Here is a 16,433-nt window from a genome sequence, read left to right as displayed (position 1 = left end):
GGAGCGAGGCGGCAGGTGGCGCGAGCCGGAGTGCGAGGAGCAGCGGAGCGGAGCCCCGCGGCAGTGAACGAAAGGCCACAGCTGTGCGAATCGGCATCGTCTGCCCGTACTCCTTCGACGTGCCCGGGGGCGTGCAGAACCACGTCGTCGATCTCGCGGAGGCGTTGATCGGTCTCGGGCACGAGGTGAGCGTGCTCGCACCCGCCGACGAGGACTCGCCGCTGCCGCCGTACGTGGTGCCGGCCGGCCGGGCGGTCCCCCTGCCGTACAACGGTTCGGTGGCCCGGATCGCCTTCGGGCCGGTCTCGACCGCCCGGGTCCGCCGCTGGATCACCCGGGGCGACTTCGACGTCCTGCACGTGCACGAGCCGCTGACGCTGAGCCTGTCGCTGCTGGCCGTGCTCTCCGCCCGGGGGCCGGTGGTGGCGACCTTCCACACCGCGATGACCCGCTCGCGGGCGCTCGCCGCCGCCCAGGGCGTGCTCCAGATCGTGCTGGAACGGATCACCGCCCGGATCGCGGTCAGCGCGCTCGCCCGGAAGGTGCAGGTCGAGCACATGGACGGCGGTGCGGTGGAGATCCCCAACGGGGTGACCGTCGCCCGGTTCACCGGCGCGGAGCCGCTGCCCGGCTGGCCGGGGGAGTGCGGTGCGGGCACCGGTGGCACGCTCGGCTTCCTCGGCCGGTTCACCGAGCCGCGCAAGGGTTTCCCGGTGCTGCGGGACGCCTTCGTCGAGCTGGCCCCGCGCCGTCCCGGCCTGCGGCTGCTGGTCGCCGGCCCGGGCGAGGCCGACGACCTGTACGCCCGGTTCCCGCACGACCTGCGCGACCGGGTCACCTTCCTCGGCCTGGTCTCCGAGGCGGACAAAGCACGCATGCTGCGCAGCGCGCACCTCTACGTCGCGCCGAACACCGGTGGCGAGTCGTTCGGCATGATCCTCACCGAGGCGCTGGCCGCCGGGACGACGGTGGTCGCCAGCGACCTGGACGCCTTCCGCCGGGTCCTCGACGGGGGGCGGGCCGGGCAGCTCTTCCCCACCGGGGACGCGGGGGCGCTGCGGGACGCGATGGCCGGCCTGCTCGACGACCCGGCGCGGCGGGCGGAGCTGACCGCCTGCGGGGACCAGGTGGTGGCAACCTTCGACTGGCCGGTGGTCGCCCGCCGGGTCCTGGAGGTGTACGCGGCGGCGATCGAGGCCACCGACGGGCGGGTGATCGACCAGGAGTGGGTGGGGCTGGGCTGACAGTGTGGTGACGGTGGTGCGCGGGTGGCCTGCGTGACGAGGCCTCCGCGTCCGGGCGGACGGGAACGGGAGCAGCACTACGATGCCGGGCATGTGGTGGGTGGTGGGCGCGGTCGCGTTCGTCGTGCTGGTGTCGGCGTACCTGGTCTGGACGGCCTCCCGGGTGGAGCGGCTGCACCTGCGCGCGGAGTCGGCCGCCCGGGCGCTCGACGCGCACCTGCTGCGCCGCGCGGCGGCCGCGGCGGTCCTGGCCGAGCAGCGGTACGGCGTGGAGCTCTACGCCGCCGCGCGGATCGCCCTGGACGCCGGCCCCGAGGAGCGGGAGGCCGCCGAGAACGACCTCACCCGGCAGTTGCGCGCGGTGCGGCTCGACCCGGCCGATCCGGCCTGCGAGGCGGTGATCGCGGCCAGCCGGCGTCTGGCGCTGGCCCGGCAGGTCCACACCGACCTCGTCCGGGACGCGCTCACCGCCCGTCGCCGGCCGCTGGTGCGCCTGCTGCGGATGGCCCGCCGACACGACCGCCCGCGCTACTTCGACGTGGACGACCCCACCCTGGCCCTGCCGGCGGACGTCCCGGCCGGCTGAGCCGTCCGCCTCACCGGGGCGGGAACCGGCGGTGACGGTCGTCACAGAGCAGGCCACCCGGGGCGTGATTGGCTGTCGGTCGGGTGTTGACCCGGACGTAGCATTTCCGTGACCCAGCACCCCCCGACACGCCGAGGAGCGATCACCCGTGTCCGAATCCACCTCCCAGCCCGCCACCGCCACGCCCGTCGTCGGCACCGCGCGCGTCAAGCGCGGCATGGCCGAGATGCTCAAGGGCGGCGTGATCATGGACGTGGTCAACGCCGAGCAGGCCAAGATCGCCGAGGACGCCGGCGCGGTCGCGGTGATGGCCCTGGAGCGGGTGCCCGCCGACATCCGTGCCCAGGGCGGGGTCTCCCGGATGAGCGACCCCGACATGATCGACGGCATCATCAACGCGGTCTCCATCCCGGTCATGGCCAAGGCCCGGATCGGCCACTTCGTCGAGGCGCAGATCCTCCAGTCCCTCGGCGTCGACTACGTCGACGAGTCCGAGGTGCTCACCCCCGCCGACTACGCCAACCACATCGACAAGTGGGCGTTCACCGTCCCCTTCGTCTGCGGCGCGACCAACCTCGGCGAGGCGCTGCGGCGCATCACCGAGGGTGCGGCCATGATCCGCTCCAAGGGCGAGGCCGGCACCGGTGACGTCTCCAACGCCACCACCCACATGCGCAAGATCCGCCAGGAGATCCGTCGGCTCCAGTCGCTGCCCGAGGACGAGTTGTACGTCGCGGCGAAGGAGCTCCAGGCCCCGTACGAGCTGGTCAAGGAGATCGCCGAGACCGGCAAGCTGCCCGTGGTGCTCTTCACCGCCGGTGGCATCGCCACCCCGGCCGACGCCGCGATGATGATGCAGCTCGGCGCCGAGGGCGTCTTCGTCGGCTCGGGCATCTTCAAGTCCGGCAACCCCGCGCAGCGGGCCGCCGCGATCGTCAAGGCCACCACCTTCCACGACGACCCGGACGTGCTGGCCAAGGTCTCCCGGGGCCTGGGCGAGGCGATGGTCGGCATCAACGTCGACGAGATCCCGCAGCCGCACCGCCTGGCCGAGCGGGGCTGGTGACCAGGTGACGGCACCCACGATCGGGGTGCTCGCGCTCCAGGGTGACGTCCGCGAGCACCTGCACGCCCTCGCCGGCTGCGGCGCGGACGCCCGCCCGGTCCGCCGCCGCGAGGAGTTGGACGCGGTCGACGGACTGGTCATCCCCGGCGGGGAGTCCACCACGATCAGCAAGCTCGCCGACATCTTCGAGATGCGCGAGCCGATCGACAAGCGGATCGCCGCCGGCATGCCGGTCTACGGCTCCTGCGCCGGCATGATCATGCTGGCCCGGGAGGTGCTGGACGGCCGCCCCGACCAGCGCGGCTTCGAAGCGGTGGAGATGACCGTCCGGCGCAACGCGTTCGGCCGGCAGGTCGACTCGTTCGAGGCGCCGGTGAGCCTGACCGGCATCGAGGGGGAGCCCTTCCACGCGGTCTTCATCCGCGCCCCCTGGGTCGAACGGGTCGGCGACGGCGTCGAAGTGCTCGGCACGGTCACCGAGGGGCCGGCCGCCGGGCGGGTCGTCGCCGTCCGGCAGGGCAACCTGCTGGCCACCTCGTTCCACCCGGAGCTGACCGGCGACCTGCGGCTGCACGCCTACTTCGTCGACCTGGTCCGCGCCGCCGCCTGACCGGGCGTCCCTGGCCCGGGTCGGTGTCCTCGCCCCGGAGCGGTGGTGTTCCGACGACGTCGCGGTGCCCCTCGCAGGGGCACCGCGACGTCGTCGGTTCCGGGTGTCGACCCGCCCCGTGGTGGTGGTGGTGTGACACCGACCTGCCGAAGCTCGGTAGGATTGCCGCGGTTCGGCAGGGCCATCGCCCGCCGTAGCCCTCCACGCGGAGCCGACCGGCCGCCCCCGCCGCCGGCGTCGAGGTGTCGTGGAGCAGGCGCGGGCAGTCGACGCAGGCGTGGGTCAACAGACGGAGGTACGAGATGTCCGGCCACTCAAAGTGGGCGACCACCAAGCACAAGAAGGCCGTCATCGACGCCAAGCGCGGCAAGATGTTCGCCAAGCTGATCAAGAACGTCGAGGTGGCGGCGCGGACCGGTGGCGGCGACCCGGCCGGTAACCCGACCCTCTTCGACGCCATCCAGAAGGCCAAGAAGAACTCCGTACCGAACGACAACATCGACCGCGCGGTCAAGCGCGGCTCCGGCCTGGAGGCCGGCGGTGCCGACTACCAGACGATCATGTACGAGGGGTACGGCCCGAACGGCGTCGCGCTGCTGATCGAGTGCCTGACCGACAACCGCAACCGTGCGGCCACCGAGGTGCGGACCGCGCTGACCCGCAACGGCGGATCCTTCGCCGACGCCGGATCGGTGTCGTACATGTTCTCCCGCAAGGGCGTAGTGATCGTGCCCAAGGCCGACACCAACGAGGACGACGTGATGATGGCCGTCCTCGACGCCGGTGCCGAGGAGGTCAACGACCTGGGTGAGGCCTTCGAGGTGGTCTCCGAGCCGGGCGACCTGATCGCCGTCCGCACCGCCCTCCAGGACGCCGGCATCGAGTACGAGTCCGCTGAGTCGTCCCTCATCCCCAGCGTGAACGTGCCGCTGGACGAGGAGGGCGCGCGCAAGGTCTTCAAGCTGATCGACGTCCTCGAGGACTGCGACGACGTGCAGAACGTGTACGCCAACTTCGACGTCCCGGACGAGGTCATGGCCGCCGTCGACTGATTCCCGCCAATCGTCGACGACTCGCTCCTCCTGCTCGACGGCGGCGGCACCCTCTCCGGTGCCGCCGCCGTTTTTGTGTCGTCGAACTGCGGTCCCTCTACCGTGCCGTCGAGAGTGGTGCCCCGGCGGCGATCGTCGGGGCGCTCGCTGCTCACGTGCCGCTCTGCGTCGGTCCGGCCGGTCTGGCTCTGGCGGAAGGTGCGCGACGAGGGAGTCGGGCGTGCAGAGGTGGAGGACTTCCTTGCGTCGCGGGAGGCGGAAGCCACTCGGGCGGAGTAGCGGTGGCTCGGCTCGGCGGCGCGGGGCGTACCCTGCCGGGGTGCTGATTCCCGACTTCCCGATCCGTACCGAGCGGCTCGACCTGCGCCCGTTCACGGAGGGCGACTTCGCGGCGCTGCACGCGTACCAGTCCCGCGCCGACGTCGCCCGCTACCTGTACTGGGAGCCGCACGACGAGCAGGCGACCCGGGAGGCGCTGGCGCGCAAGTGTCGCCGTACCGCCCTGCGGAACTCCGGCGACGTGCTCAACCTGGCCGTGGTGGTCCGGGAGACCGGGCAGCTCGTCGGGGACGTCCTGCTCTGCTGGGTCAGCGTGGAACACCGCCAGGGCGAGGTGGGGTACGTCTTCCACCCCGAACACGGCGGGCGGGGCTACGCGACCGAGGCGGCCCGGATGATGCTGGAGATCGGCTTCGACCTGCTCGGCCTGCACCGGATCGTCGGCCGGCTGGACGCCCGCAACACCGCCTCGGCGGGGGTGCTGGAACGGCTGGGCATGCGGCGTGAGGCGCACCTGCGGGAGAGCGAGCTCGTCAAGGGCGAGTGGACCGACGAGATGGTCTACGCGATGCTCGCCGCCGAGTGGGAGTCCCACCGGCCGGCGTAGCGCGCCGCGACGGTCAGGCCGACTCTCCCACCGAGTAGAGGCTCCACGGCCAGTGGTCGCCCTTCCCCTGGGCGACGAGCGCGAAGCCCGCCTCCCGCACCACGTCGTCGTAGTCCGGCGAGTAGTACACGATGGTGATCTTCTGCTTCCGCTTCTTCGTCGCGGCGACCAGGTTTCGCATCACGGTGTCGAAGACGGGCGGCCCGAACGGCGAGAACAGGTAGACGATCAGGTTCTCCGGCGGGACGACGAGGTCGACCGCGTCGATGGCGAGCAGCTCGATCTCCCGGGTCGCCATCGGCCCGGTGTAGCGCTCCACGTTCTCCTTGGCCTGCCCGATGAAGGTGGGGGAGAAATCCGCCCCGATCACCTTCTTGTACGGGTGCTCCGCCGCGAGCAGCACGACCCGCCCCTTGCCGCAGCCGAGGTCGACGAAGACGTGCTCGGTGTGGTCGATCTCGCCGACCGTGGCCATCATCCGGTCGAACTCCTGCTTCCGGGTGGGCAGATAGTGGCTGGCCTCCTCCAGTTGCGGCCCGATCCCGTCGATGTCGGCCAGGCCGACGATGCCGTTGGTCTCGGGGCCGAACCGCTCGTCGAAGCGCTCCCGCCGTTCGTGGCGGCGGATCCGGATGTACTCGGCGCTGTCGACCAAGGCCTCCTTGAGGGTGGAGTCCCGCATGGTCTGCCGGAACATCTTCCAGTCGGTGCGTAGTTCGGCGATGCTCAGCACTGTTCACCTACTCAGGGGTGAAACTGGAGTCGGTGGAGCCCCACACGCCACCCGACCGGTTGGCTTCATGATCTGGGCGGTGCCCGGCCACTGTCCAGAGTGTTCGGCCTGTCCACCCGGTCCGGAATTGCCACCGGTCGGGCGGTGGCGCCGCACCGTCGATTCCCATGAGGTAGGGCGCGGTCACGCCCCGGAGTCCGGCCGGCCCCGGCCGGACTCCGGGACCACGGCGACGGTCAGCCCTGCCCGGGGCCCTCCATCAGGGGAATGAGGTGCTCCTCCTCGTACGTCAGGTGCTCCTCCACCTCACCGGTGAGCCGGTCGACCTCGGCGCGCAGCCGCGCTGCGTCGGCGGCGGGGTCGGCGAGAAGCTGCTGGAGCTGGGCGAGGAGCGCGGCGATCCGTTTGTGTTCGACCCGGAGCCGGTCCAGGACGGCGGCGGTGCCGGGCTGCCCGGCCAGGGTCGGGAAGATCCCGTCGTCCTCCATCCGGTGGTGGTACCCCAGCCCCTGGCAGAGGCTCAGGCAGTTGATCCGCAGTTGGGCGCCGAGGCCCGGACCCGACTCGGCGACCTCGCGGCGGATCGCGGCCAGTTCCAGCCGGAACGCGTCGTGGACGACCCGTAGTCCCTCGCCGAACGAGGAGGCGTTCGGCGGTCCGGGGGCGACCTGCGTCAGTCCGACCACGGGAATGACCCGGGTGGCCTTCGCCTGGTAGTCGGCGTACCCCGGGGCGACCTCGACGATCCGGGCGAAGATCCGGTCCCGCTCCGCTCCGGTGAGGACGGTCGCCTCGGCCTGGTAGGTGAAGGCACCGTCCTCGACGGTGACGATCGGGTTGGCCCGGATGTTGTGGTACCAGGCCGGGTGCCGGGGTGACCCGCCGGCCGAGGCGACGACCAGAAGCCGGTCGCCGGTGTCGGGCAGGTATCCCAGCGGGGTGGTGTGCGGCCGTCCGGTGCGCGCCCCGGTGGTGGTGAGCAGCAGGAGGCGACTGTCGGTGAACATGCCGCCGACCCGCCCGTTGTTGGCCCGGAACTCGTCGATGATGGCGTCGTTGAAGTGGTTCGGCAATTCCCGTTCCTTCTTTTCCGCGTCAGGGGTCGCCGGCCGCCGGTGCATATCGCGCACCGGCGCGGCGGGAGTGAAGAAGACGAAGGAAACGGGGGAGAGGCGGCCCTCTCGCCGACCCGGCGGTCACGCCAGGGCCGGGAACCCCACTCGTTCATGGCCCATGGCCGACCCGGCAGTCACCCCGGTGACTCTAGACCATCGGGCGACGGGACCGGCTCGGGTACGCGAGAGGCCCGGCACGTTCGGCGACGTGCCGGGCCTCTCGCGGCGGGCTCAGGTGCGGCTGCGGTACGCCTTGACGGCGCTGTCGACGACGTCCCAGAGCGCGACCAGCACCGTGCCGGACACCACGGCCGCGGTGACGGTGTCCAGGTTGTCGCCCTCGGCGAGCCAGTCGAACCGCCGGACGAGTTCGGGGTTGATCAGCCGGTCGGTCAGCAGCAGCCAGACCACCGGTGCGGCGAACGCCAGGTTCAGGGCCGCGTTCATCGCGACCAGCGACCACGTCCAGCGGCCGACCCGGTACGTGACGATCTCCAGGCCGATGCAGAGGACCGGTACGGCGATCAGGATCGGCAGCCAGAAGTTCCACAGTGCCGGGTCGAGGACCGGTACGTCGCCGCCCGTACCGTCGGGGACGAAGGACCGGTAGTGCTGCCACGGCAGGTACGCGATGACGAGCACGAGCCAGACGATCGACGCACAGGTGTCGGTCAATGGGATCTGCCGGTCGGCCCGCTCGTCCGCCAGTCGGTCGACGCTCCACCCCGGCAGGTTCAGGTCGACGTCGGTGCGCTCCAGCACCGCGAAGACCAGGGTGACCCAGAAGGCGAGCTGGACCGCCACCCAGAGGGCGGTGGTGATGCCCGTGCCGATCGCCCGCCGGCGTTGCCGTCGAGGGCCCCGAGGAGGCCGACGACGATGCCGACCGTCGCCGGCAGGAAGGTGAGCAGCCGCTTCAGCAGTCGCTCCCAGGCCAGGTAGTACCTCGGGCCGACGAGATACAGCCGACGGCCGGCGTAGCGGGCGGCGAGCTGGGCCGGATCGCCCAGCTCGGTGAGCACCTCCCGCTCCGCGGCGGCGGTGTCCTGTCCGTCGGTGGTGCGTGCCTCGATCATGTCGTCGATCGAGGCACGCAGCTCGGTGGCGATCTCCTCGCGCCGTGCCACCGGCACCGAGCGCAGGGTGGCGGCGAGGTAGCGGTCGGTCCGGGAGGTCATCGGTCGGCTCCTTCGATCAGGCCGTCGAGGGAGGTCTGCACGGTGGCGAGGTCGTCCAGGAGGCGGCCCAGCACCGCCGCGCCCTCCTCGCTGGTTCGGTAGAACTTGCGGGGCCGGCTTTCCTCGGTGTTCCACTCGCTGGTCAGCAGCCCCTGCTCCTCCAGCCGCCGCAGCAGCGGGTAGAGCGTGTTGGCGTCGACCGGGAACCCGTGGTCGGAGAGGCGTTGGAGCAGCGCGTAGCCGTAGTTGGGGCGGCGCAGGGCGACCAGACTCGCCACCACCACGGTGCCCCGACGCAGCTCCTGGAGGTGCGTTCGCAGGATCTCATCGCTGACCATGCGTCACACGATACTGTGTGCCACACACTATTGTCCACTGATACATCATCGTGCCGTGTAGGATCAGTGTGTTGCGGCGCACCAGAGGTGGACGGGCCGGCGGCGGGGGTGGTGTGGGTGACCAGTCCGGAAAGGATCGGGCCGTACCGGATCGAGCGGCTGCTCGGCACGGGCTCGTTCGCGACGGTCTGGTTGGGCCACGACCCGGGGCTCGACTCCCCGGTGGCGATCAAGGTGCTGGCCGAGAACTGGCACCACGACCTGCGGGTCCGGGAACGGTTCCTCGACGAGGCCCGCCTGCTGCGCCGACTCGACGACGAGCGGCTGGTCCGGGTCCACGGGGTCGGGGAACTACCCGACGGGCGGCCGTACTCGGTGATGGCCCTGGCCGACGGTGGCAGCCTGCGCGACCGGCTGGCGGCCGGTCCGCTGCCCGTGCCCGTCGCCCTGGAGTTGCTGGCCGAGATCGCGGCCGGCGTCGCCGTGCTGCACCGCAACGGCGTGGTGCACCGTGACCTCACGCCCGGCAACATCCTCTTCCGGTCCCACCCCGACGGCGAGCGCGTGCTGGTCGCCGATCTCGGACTGGCCAAGGCGCTCGCCGCCGCCTCCGGCCTCACCGCCCGGGCCGGCACCCCCGGCTACATGGCCCCGGAACAGGACGACCCGCTCGCGGTCGTCGACACCCGCGCCGACGTCTACGGGCTGGGTCGCCTCGGCGTCCGGCTGCTCGGCACGGCCCCACCGTCGCGTCCAGCGAGGGACCGGCCGGACCCGGCCGGGGCGGTCCGGCTCCGGGAGGGCGTCCCGGCGCGGGTGGCGGACGTACTGCGCCGGGCCACCGCACCCCGTCCCGCCGACCGCCACCCCGACGCCGCAGCCTTCCGCGCGGCCCTACGGCACGCCGTGACCTCCGCCCCGGGCCCCGGACGGGTCGACGCGCGGACGACCGGTCGAGTCCCGGGCGGCCCGGCCCGGGGCGGGGCGCGGCCGGGGCGGTGGTCCGGGGTCGGCGTCGCCGTGCTCGCCCTCGTCGGGGCCCTGGCCGGGGACACCGCCACCGCCGGCCGGGACGCCGGCACCGGGACGAACGGACCGATCACCGTCGCGCTGCCGCCCGGATGGCGAGCCGTCGGCACCGGCTGGGCGGGCCAGTACGGTGCCGACGGCACCCTCGAACCCGCCCTGGTGATGTCACCCGACCCGCACCGGTGGGCGGTCGACCCGACCGTGCCGGGGGCCTTCGTCGGCCTCTCCGCCAGCACCGCCGCGCGGACCACCCCCGCCGGCTTCGTCGCCGAACGGCCGCACGCGGCCTGCGTAGCCGCGCCCCTGCGGCGCACCCGGCAGGCGGGCGTGGACTGGGTGGTGGCCCGGTTCACCTGCGACCGGGGCCGGCCGGTGGTGGTCGAGGCCGCCGGGCTCGGCCCCGGCCGTACCGGGCTGATCTACGTGCAGGTCGTGCCTCCGCACGGCGGCGCGGCCGACTTCGTCGACCGGCTGCTCGCCGGGGTGCGGGTGCGGTAGGCCCGGCCGGCTACCGCACCACCACCGTGACCGGATACGTCGTACCGTCCTGCGGAATCCGTACGACCACGGTGCCGGGGCGGACGAACCGGACGTCCACCACCCCACCCTCGTAGCTGCGGGAGACCAGGTCCTCCCGGTCCACGGTCACCTCGCCCGGCCCGATCCCGATGATCCGTAGCACCCCGCCGGTGGCGAAGCAGAGCGAGGTGAGCAGCGCCAACTCGGTCTCGGCCAGCACCAGGTCGTACCGCACCGCGCCGTGGCAGCTGCCGGGCAATCCGCTCGGCGACCGGGTCGCGGGCGGGGTCCGCACGGACGTCGACGTCACCGGCGCGGGGCGGCGGGACGTGGGCACGACGACCGGCGTACCCGGCGGCGGGGAGGCCGGCGGCGTGGACGTCACCGGCGGAGTGGGAGTGCGGGTCGCCGCCGCGGACGGTGGCTGGACGGGCAGCGGAGAGACGGGCACGTCGCCGCCGCACGCCGCGACCATCCCGGACACTGCCACGACGACCACCGTGAGCGGGGCCAGCCGGCCACCCACCCGGTTCCGGCGGCCGTTGGGTCCCCGGTGGGTCGGCACGGTCATTGCCGCCCCTCGGCGGTCGAGGGCTCTCCGGACAGCCGTGCCCGCAGTTGCCGGCGGGCCTCGTGGATCCGCGACTTGACCGTCCCCTCGGGCAGGCCGAGCAGCTCGGCGATCTCCCGGTAGCCCAACCCGAGGACGTCGCGCAGGGTCACCGCCTCGGCGAGTTCGGGGCGGACCGCGTCGAGCGCGTCGAGCAGGTCGAGCCGGGTGCCGGCGACCACGCTCGTCCGGCGCGGGTCGGGTCGCTCCGGCAGCGGCACGTCACCGGCCTCCACCAGCCACCGTCGGCGCAGCACCCGGTAGGTCGAGCGGGCCCGGTTGGCGGTCAGCCGGTGGAGCCAGGTGCGGAACGACGACCGCCCCTCGAACCGGCCGATGCCCTGGGCCAGCGCCAGCAGCGCGTCCTGGCACGCCTCCTCGGCGTCCTCCCGGTGCGGCAGCAACCGGGCGCAGAGGCGCAGCACCTCCGGGCGTACCGCGGCCAGCAGCGCGTCCCGCGCTGCCGGGTCGCCCCGCGACGCCGCGCCGGCCAGCTCCTCGATACCGTCCGGAAGGGCCATCGGGTCGTCCCATGCTCGCCGGGTGCCGTCCGGCCCAGGCTACGACGGCCGCCGCCCGGCGGGCCCGGTCGAGTCCGGCAACCGACTGTCGACCCGACGCCCACCGCCGGTGGACGCGACCAGCGCCACCCGTGGCGACCCGCGCGGCGCCGTGGAAGCGGCCCCCGGGACGGGACTAGGCTAGGCCGACTGCCGAAGATCAGACCCGGGGGGCGCTCTGCATGGCCGACTCGTTCGCGCATCTGCACGTGCACACGGAGTACTCGATGCTCGACGGTGCGGCCCGTCTCAAGGACCTCTTCGCCGAGGCGAGCCGACTGGGCATGCCGGCGGTGGCGATGACCGACCACGGCAACATGCACGGCGCGCACGACTTCTACAAGCAGGCCATGGCCGCCGGGATCACCCCGGTGCTCGGCATCGAGGCGTACGTGGCCCCGGAGTCGCGCTTCCACAAGCAGCGGGTGAAGTGGGGCCGGCCGGAGCAGAAGAGCGACGACGTCTCGGGTAGCGGTGGCTACACCCACAAGACGATCTGGGCGCGCAACAGGACCGGGCTGCACAACCTCTTCACGCTCACCTCGAAGGCGTACACCGAGGGGTTCTTCGTCAAGTGGCCCCGGATGGACACCGAGCTGATCGCCGCGCACGCCGAGGGCCTGATGGCCACCACCGGCTGCCCGTCGGGTGAGGTGCAGACCCGGCTGCGTCTCGGCCAGGACGCCCAGGCCCTGGAGGCGGCGGCGAGGTACCAGGAGATCTTCGGCCGGGAGAACTACTTCCTGGAGCTGATGGACCACGGCCTGGACATCGAGAAGCGGGTCCGCGACGGGCTGCTGGAGATCGGCAAGAAGCTGGCCATCCCCCCGGTGGTCACCAACGACTCGCACTACACCCACGAGGCGCAGGCCGAGTCGCACGACGTGCTGCTCTGCGTGCAGACCGGCAGCAACATCGCCGACCCGAACCGATTCAGGTTCGGCGGCAGCGGCTACTTCATCAAGTCCGCCGAGGAGATGCGGGCGGTCGACGGCTCGGACGTGTGGCTGGAGGGCTGCCGCAACACCCTGCTGGTCGCCGAACGGGTCGACCCGGCGGGGATGTTCGAGTTCCACAACCTGATGCCGCGGTTCCCGGTGCCGGAGGGGGAGACCGAGGAGTCCTGGTTCCGCAAGGAGACCTTCAAGGGGCTGGCCCGCCGCTTTCCCGGCGGGATCCCGGAGGGGCACGTCGTCCAGGCCGAGTACGAACTGGGCGTCATCATCCAGATGGGCTTCCCGTCGTACTTCCTCGTGGTCGCCGACTTCATCCAGTGGGCGAAGAACCAGGGCATCGCGGTCGGTCCCGGCCGTGGCTCGGCCGCCGGCTCGCTGGTCGCGTACGCGCTCGGCATCACCGACCTGGACCCGATCCCGCACGGCCTGATCTTCGAGCGGTTCCTGAACCCCGAGCGGGTCTCCATGCCGGACGTCGACATCGACTTCGACGAGCGTCGGCGCGGTGAGGTGATCAAGTACGTCACCGACAAGTGGGGTGAGGACAAGGTCGCCCAGATCGCCACCTTCGGCACGATCAAGGCGAAGGCCGCCATCAAGGACTCGGCCCGGGTGCTCGGGTACCCGTACGCGGTGGGTGACCGGATCACCAAGGCGATGCCCCCGGCGGTGATGGGCAAGGACATCCCGCTCGGCGGCATCTTCGACCCGAAGCACCCCCGGTACGCCGAGGCCGGCGAGATCCGGGGCCTGTACGAGTCCGACCCGGACGTCCGGAAGGTGATCGACACCGCCAAGGGCATCGAGGGGCTGATCCGGCAAACCGGCGTGCACGCGGCCGGCGTGATCATGTCCGCCGAGCCGATCATCGAGCACATCCCGCTGATGCGCCGGGACTCCGACGGGGTGATCATCACCCAGTTCGACTACCCGACGTGTGAGTCGCTCGGGCTGTTGAAGATGGACTTCCTCGGCCTGCGCAACCTGACGATCATCGACGACGCGGTCAAGAACATCCAGCTCAACCACGGCAAGGACCTCGACCTGCTGGGCCTGGAACTGGACGACAAGGCCGCCTACGAGCTGCTGGCCCGGGGCGACACGCTGGGCGTGTTCCAGCTCGACGGCGGGCCGATGCGGTCGCTGCTGCGGCTGATGAAGCCGGACAACTTCGAGGACATCTCCGCCGTCCTCGCGCTCTACCGGCCTGGCCCGATGGGCGTGGACTCGCACACCAACTACGCGCTGCGCAAGAACGGCCTCCAGGAGATCACCCCGATCCATCCGGAACTGGAGGAGCCGCTCCGGGAGATCCTCGCCCCCACCCACGGCCTGATCGTCTACCAGGAGCAGGTGCAGCGCGCCGCGCAGATCCTCGCCGGCTACACCCTCGGCCAGGCCGACCTGCTCCGGCGGGCGATGGGCAAGAAGAAGAAGGAGATCCTCGACAAGGAGTTCATCCCGTTCCGGGACGGCTGCCGCGAGCGCGGCTACTCCGACGAGGCGATCCAAGCGGTGTGGGACGTGCTGGTCCCGTTCGCCGGCTACGCCTTCAACAAGGCGCACTCCGCGGCGTACGGGCTGGTGTCGTACTGGACGGCGTACCTCAAGGCGCACTACCCGGCCGAGTACATGGCCGCGTTGCTGACCTCCGTCGGCGACGACAAGGACAAGATGGCGCTCTACCTCTCCGAGTGCCGCCGGATGCGGATCCAGGTCCTGCCGCCGGACGTGAACACCTCCGCCGGGCCGTTCACCCCGGTCGGGAAGGACATCCGGTTCGGGCTCGCGGCGGTCCGCAACGTCGGCGCGAACGTGGTCGCCTCGATCATGCGCTGCCGGGAGGAGAAGGGCGAGTACGCGGACTTCTACGACTTCCTGTCGAAGGTCGACGCGGTGGTCTGCAACAAGAAGACCATCGAATCCCTGATCAAGGCCGGGGCGTTCGACGCGCTGGGGCACCCCCGTAAGGGCCTGCTCGCCGTGCACGCCGAGGCGATCGACGCGTACGCCGACGTCAAGCGCAAGGAGGCGGTCGGCCAGTACGACCTCTTCGGTGCCGGCTTCGGTGACGCCGACACCACCAGCACGACCGTGATGCCGGTGATCGGCGACGGCGAGTGGGACAAGCGGGACAAGCTCGCCTTCGAGCGCGAGATGCTCGGCCTCTACGTCTCCGACCACCCGCTGTTCGGGCTGGAACACGTCCTCGGCGCGGCGGCGGACTGCACCATCGCCGCGCTGTCGGAGGAGGGCTCGGTGCCCGACGGTGCGGTGGTCACCCTCGCCGGCATCCTCTCCGGCGTGCAGCGCCGGGTGACCAAGCAGGGTCGTGCCTGGGCGTCGGCCACCCTGGAGGACCTGGCCGGTGGGGTGGAGACGCTGTTCTTCCCGAACACCTACGAGGTGATCGGGCAGTACATCGCCGAGGACGCGATCGTGGTGGTCAAGGGCCGGGTGGACCGCCGGGACGACACCCCCCGGATCATGGCGATGGACATGCAACTCCCCGACGTCACCAGCAATCCGGGCAGCAAGCCGGTCACCCTGACCATTCCGGTGCACCGGTGCACGCCGCCGCTGGTGGAACGGCTCAAGGAGACCCTGGTGCTGCATCCCGGCGACACCGAGGTGCACGTCAGGCTCCTCAACGGCGGCAAGGTCACCACGCTGCGGCTCGGGCCGTTCCGGGTGGCCGCGACCACCGCGCTGATGGGTGACCTGAAGAGCGTGCTCGGCCCGGCGAACGTGAGCTGACCGCCGACCGGGAGCCAGGGACCGGGAATTGGCTGTGACCGGGTCGTGACCGCGCGGTTAGCGTCGGACCCATGGATCTGGACGACGCACGCAAGCTGTGGCAGCCGGAGCCCGGCTGGCTGAACACCGCCACCTACGGGTTGCCGGCCGAGCCGACCTGGGCGGCCCTCCAGGAGGCGCTGGGCCAGTGGCGGGCCGGACGCAACGCCGTCGAGACGTGGAACGCGACGACCGACCGGTCGCGGGCGGCGTTTGCCCGGCTGGTGGACGTACCGGCCGGGGACGTGGCGGTGGGGAGCGCGGTGTCCCAGTTGCTGGCCCCCGTCGCGGCGGCGCTGCCGGCGGGCGCGACCGTGGTGGTGCCGGAGGTCGAGTTCACCAGCAACCTCTTCCCCTGGCTGGTGCAGGCCGAGCGGGGCGTCGAGGTGCGGACGGTGCCGCTGGAAGGGCTGGTCGACGCCATCGACGAGCGCACCGACCTGGTCGCGTTCAGCCTGGTGCAGTCCGCCGACGGCCGGATCGCCCCGTACGACGAGATCGTGGCCGCCGCCCGCGCGCACGGCGCGCTGGTGTCCGTCGACGCCACCCAGGCCTGCGGCTGGCTGCCCTTCGACGGCAGCCGGGCCGACGCGGTGGTGGTCGGGGCGTACAAGTGGTTGGCCGCGCCGCGCGGCGCGGCCTTCGGCTACCTGGCACCGCGGTTGCGGGAGCGGATGCGACCGGACGCCGCCGGCTGGTTCGCGGGTCGGGACCCGTACGACTCCTACTACGGGCCACCGCTGCGGCTGGCCGACGACGCCCGGCGCTTCGACATCTCCCCGGCCTGGTTCTGTTACGTCGGCGCGGCAGCCGCGCTGGAACTCCTCGCCGAGATCGGAGTGCCCGCGATCCGGGACCACGACGTGGCGCTGGCCAACCGGTTCCTCACCGGTCTCGGGCGACCGCCGGGGGAGAGCGCGATCGTCACCGTCGACGTCCCCGGGGCGCAGGAGAAGCTGGAACGGGCCGGGGTGCGGGCCGCCGTCCGCGCCGGTCGGGTCCGGGCGTCCTTCCACGTCTACACGTCCGAGGAGGACGTGGACCTCGCCCTGAACGCGCTTACCGGCTGATGGGTACCGGTGGCGCCACCACATGTCCACGGGGTGGGCCGCCGGTGCGGCGACGATCCGGGTCCGTTCCCCCATGGTGGACGGG

16 protein-coding genes are annotated in these 16,433 nt (G+C 72.0%); 9 read left to right on the top strand and 7 right to left on the bottom strand.

What is annotated here, in order from left to right; all coding sequences use genetic code 11:
• Window positions 1–83 precede the first annotated feature (83 nt).
• From GA0074694_RS27105 to GA0074694_RS27080, 6 genes are all read left to right on the top strand, one after another.
• Window positions 84–1,244, top strand: a complete 1,161-nt coding sequence (locus GA0074694_RS27105) for a glycosyltransferase family 4 protein (RefSeq protein ID WP_091462802.1) — start codon at window positions 84–86, stop codon at window positions 1,242–1,244.
• 82 nt (window positions 1,245–1,326) lie between these two features.
• Complete coding sequence (locus GA0074694_RS27100; protein WP_091462801.1) at window positions 1,327–1,830, top strand: hypothetical protein; 504 nt, start codon at window positions 1,327–1,329, stop codon at window positions 1,828–1,830.
• Between the two features lie 148 nt (window positions 1,831–1,978).
• Window positions 1,979–2,896 carry a pyridoxal 5'-phosphate synthase lyase subunit PdxS gene (pdxS, locus tag GA0074694_RS27095; RefSeq protein ID WP_091462800.1) on the top strand — a complete coding sequence of 306 codons (918 nt, stop codon included), beginning with the start codon at window positions 1,979–1,981 and terminating at the stop codon, window positions 2,894–2,896.
• A gap of 4 nt (window positions 2,897–2,900) precedes the next feature.
• Window positions 2,901–3,506 (top strand): pyridoxal 5'-phosphate synthase glutaminase subunit PdxT, encoded by a 606-nt coding sequence (pdxT, locus tag GA0074694_RS27090; RefSeq protein ID WP_091462799.1) that lies wholly within the window; start codon window positions 2,901–2,903, stop codon window positions 3,504–3,506.
• Between the two features lie 302 nt (window positions 3,507–3,808).
• A complete protein-coding gene (locus tag GA0074694_RS27085) occupies window positions 3,809–4,558 on the top strand; it encodes a YebC/PmpR family DNA-binding transcriptional regulator (RefSeq protein ID WP_091462798.1) in 750 nt (249 codons plus the stop codon).
• A gap of 319 nt (window positions 4,559–4,877) precedes the next feature.
• The gene (locus GA0074694_RS27080; protein ID WP_091462797.1) at window positions 4,878–5,444 is read left to right on the top strand and encodes a GNAT family N-acetyltransferase; all 567 of its coding nucleotides are present in this window, start codon (window positions 4,878–4,880) and stop codon (window positions 5,442–5,444) included.
• 13 nt (window positions 5,445–5,457) lie between these two features.
• On the opposite strand, the gene GA0074694_RS27075 is transcribed toward GA0074694_RS27080, so the two are convergent.
• From GA0074694_RS27075 to GA0074694_RS27060, 5 genes are all read right to left on the bottom strand, one after another.
• Window positions 5,458–6,177, bottom strand: a complete 720-nt coding sequence (locus tag GA0074694_RS27075; protein ID WP_091462796.1) for a class I SAM-dependent methyltransferase — start codon at window positions 6,175–6,177, stop codon at window positions 5,458–5,460.
• A gap of 236 nt (window positions 6,178–6,413) precedes the next feature.
• Window positions 6,414–7,250, bottom strand: a complete 837-nt coding sequence (locus GA0074694_RS27070) for a nitroreductase/quinone reductase family protein (RefSeq protein ID WP_091464088.1) — start codon at window positions 7,248–7,250, stop codon at window positions 6,414–6,416.
• 273 nt (window positions 7,251–7,523) lie between these two features.
• Window positions 7,524–8,096, bottom strand: coding sequence for a hypothetical protein (locus tag GA0074694_RS33380; RefSeq protein ID WP_245714932.1), 573 nt, complete (start codon window positions 8,094–8,096; stop codon window positions 7,524–7,526).
• Complete coding sequence (locus tag GA0074694_RS33375) at window positions 8,027–8,470, bottom strand: HAAS signaling domain-containing protein (RefSeq protein WP_245714931.1); 444 nt, start codon at window positions 8,468–8,470, stop codon at window positions 8,027–8,029. The genes GA0074694_RS33380 and GA0074694_RS33375 overlap by 70 nt, the downstream gene beginning before the upstream one ends.
• Window positions 8,467–8,808 (bottom strand): PadR family transcriptional regulator, encoded by a 342-nt coding sequence (locus tag GA0074694_RS27060; protein WP_091462795.1) that lies wholly within the window; start codon window positions 8,806–8,808, stop codon window positions 8,467–8,469. The genes GA0074694_RS33375 and GA0074694_RS27060 overlap by 4 nt, the downstream gene beginning before the upstream one ends.
• A gap of 117 nt (window positions 8,809–8,925) precedes the next feature.
• Between GA0074694_RS27060 and GA0074694_RS27055 the strand changes: the two genes are divergently transcribed.
• Window positions 8,926–10,335 (top strand): serine/threonine-protein kinase, encoded by a 1,410-nt coding sequence (locus GA0074694_RS27055; RefSeq protein WP_091464084.1) that lies wholly within the window; start codon window positions 8,926–8,928, stop codon window positions 10,333–10,335.
• A 10-nt stretch (window positions 10,336–10,345) separates the two neighbouring features.
• Here GA0074694_RS27055 and GA0074694_RS27050 read toward each other — a convergent pair whose 3' ends face one another.
• Both GA0074694_RS27050 and GA0074694_RS27045 read right to left on the bottom strand, forming a co-directional pair.
• Entirely contained in the window at window positions 10,346–10,927 is a 582-nt protein-coding gene (locus GA0074694_RS27050; protein ID WP_245714930.1) for a hypothetical protein, read from the bottom strand.
• Window positions 10,924–11,487: an RNA polymerase sigma factor gene (locus GA0074694_RS27045; RefSeq protein WP_091462794.1), complete on the bottom strand. Its 564-nt coding sequence runs from the start codon at window positions 11,485–11,487 to the stop codon at window positions 10,924–10,926. The genes GA0074694_RS27050 and GA0074694_RS27045 overlap by 4 nt, the downstream gene beginning before the upstream one ends.
• Before the next feature lie 221 nt (window positions 11,488–11,708).
• Here GA0074694_RS27045 and dnaE point away from each other — a divergent pair, with 221 nt between their 5' ends.
• Together dnaE and GA0074694_RS27035 are read left to right on the top strand one after the other, a co-directional pair.
• The gene (gene dnaE / locus GA0074694_RS27040) at window positions 11,709–15,239 is read left to right on the top strand and encodes a DNA polymerase III subunit alpha (RefSeq protein WP_091462793.1); all 3,531 of its coding nucleotides are present in this window, start codon (window positions 11,709–11,711) and stop codon (window positions 15,237–15,239) included.
• 71 nt (window positions 15,240–15,310) lie between these two features.
• Complete coding sequence (locus GA0074694_RS27035) at window positions 15,311–16,348, top strand: aminotransferase class V-fold PLP-dependent enzyme (RefSeq protein WP_091462792.1); 1,038 nt, start codon at window positions 15,311–15,313, stop codon at window positions 16,346–16,348.
• Window positions 16,349–16,433 lie beyond the last annotated feature (85 nt).

Source organism: Micromonospora inyonensis, assembly GCF_900091415.1.
Classification (GTDB): domain Bacteria; phylum Actinomycetota; class Actinomycetes; order Mycobacteriales; family Micromonosporaceae; genus Micromonospora; species Micromonospora inyonensis.
This window is presented reverse-complemented; position numbering and strand designations above follow the sequence as displayed.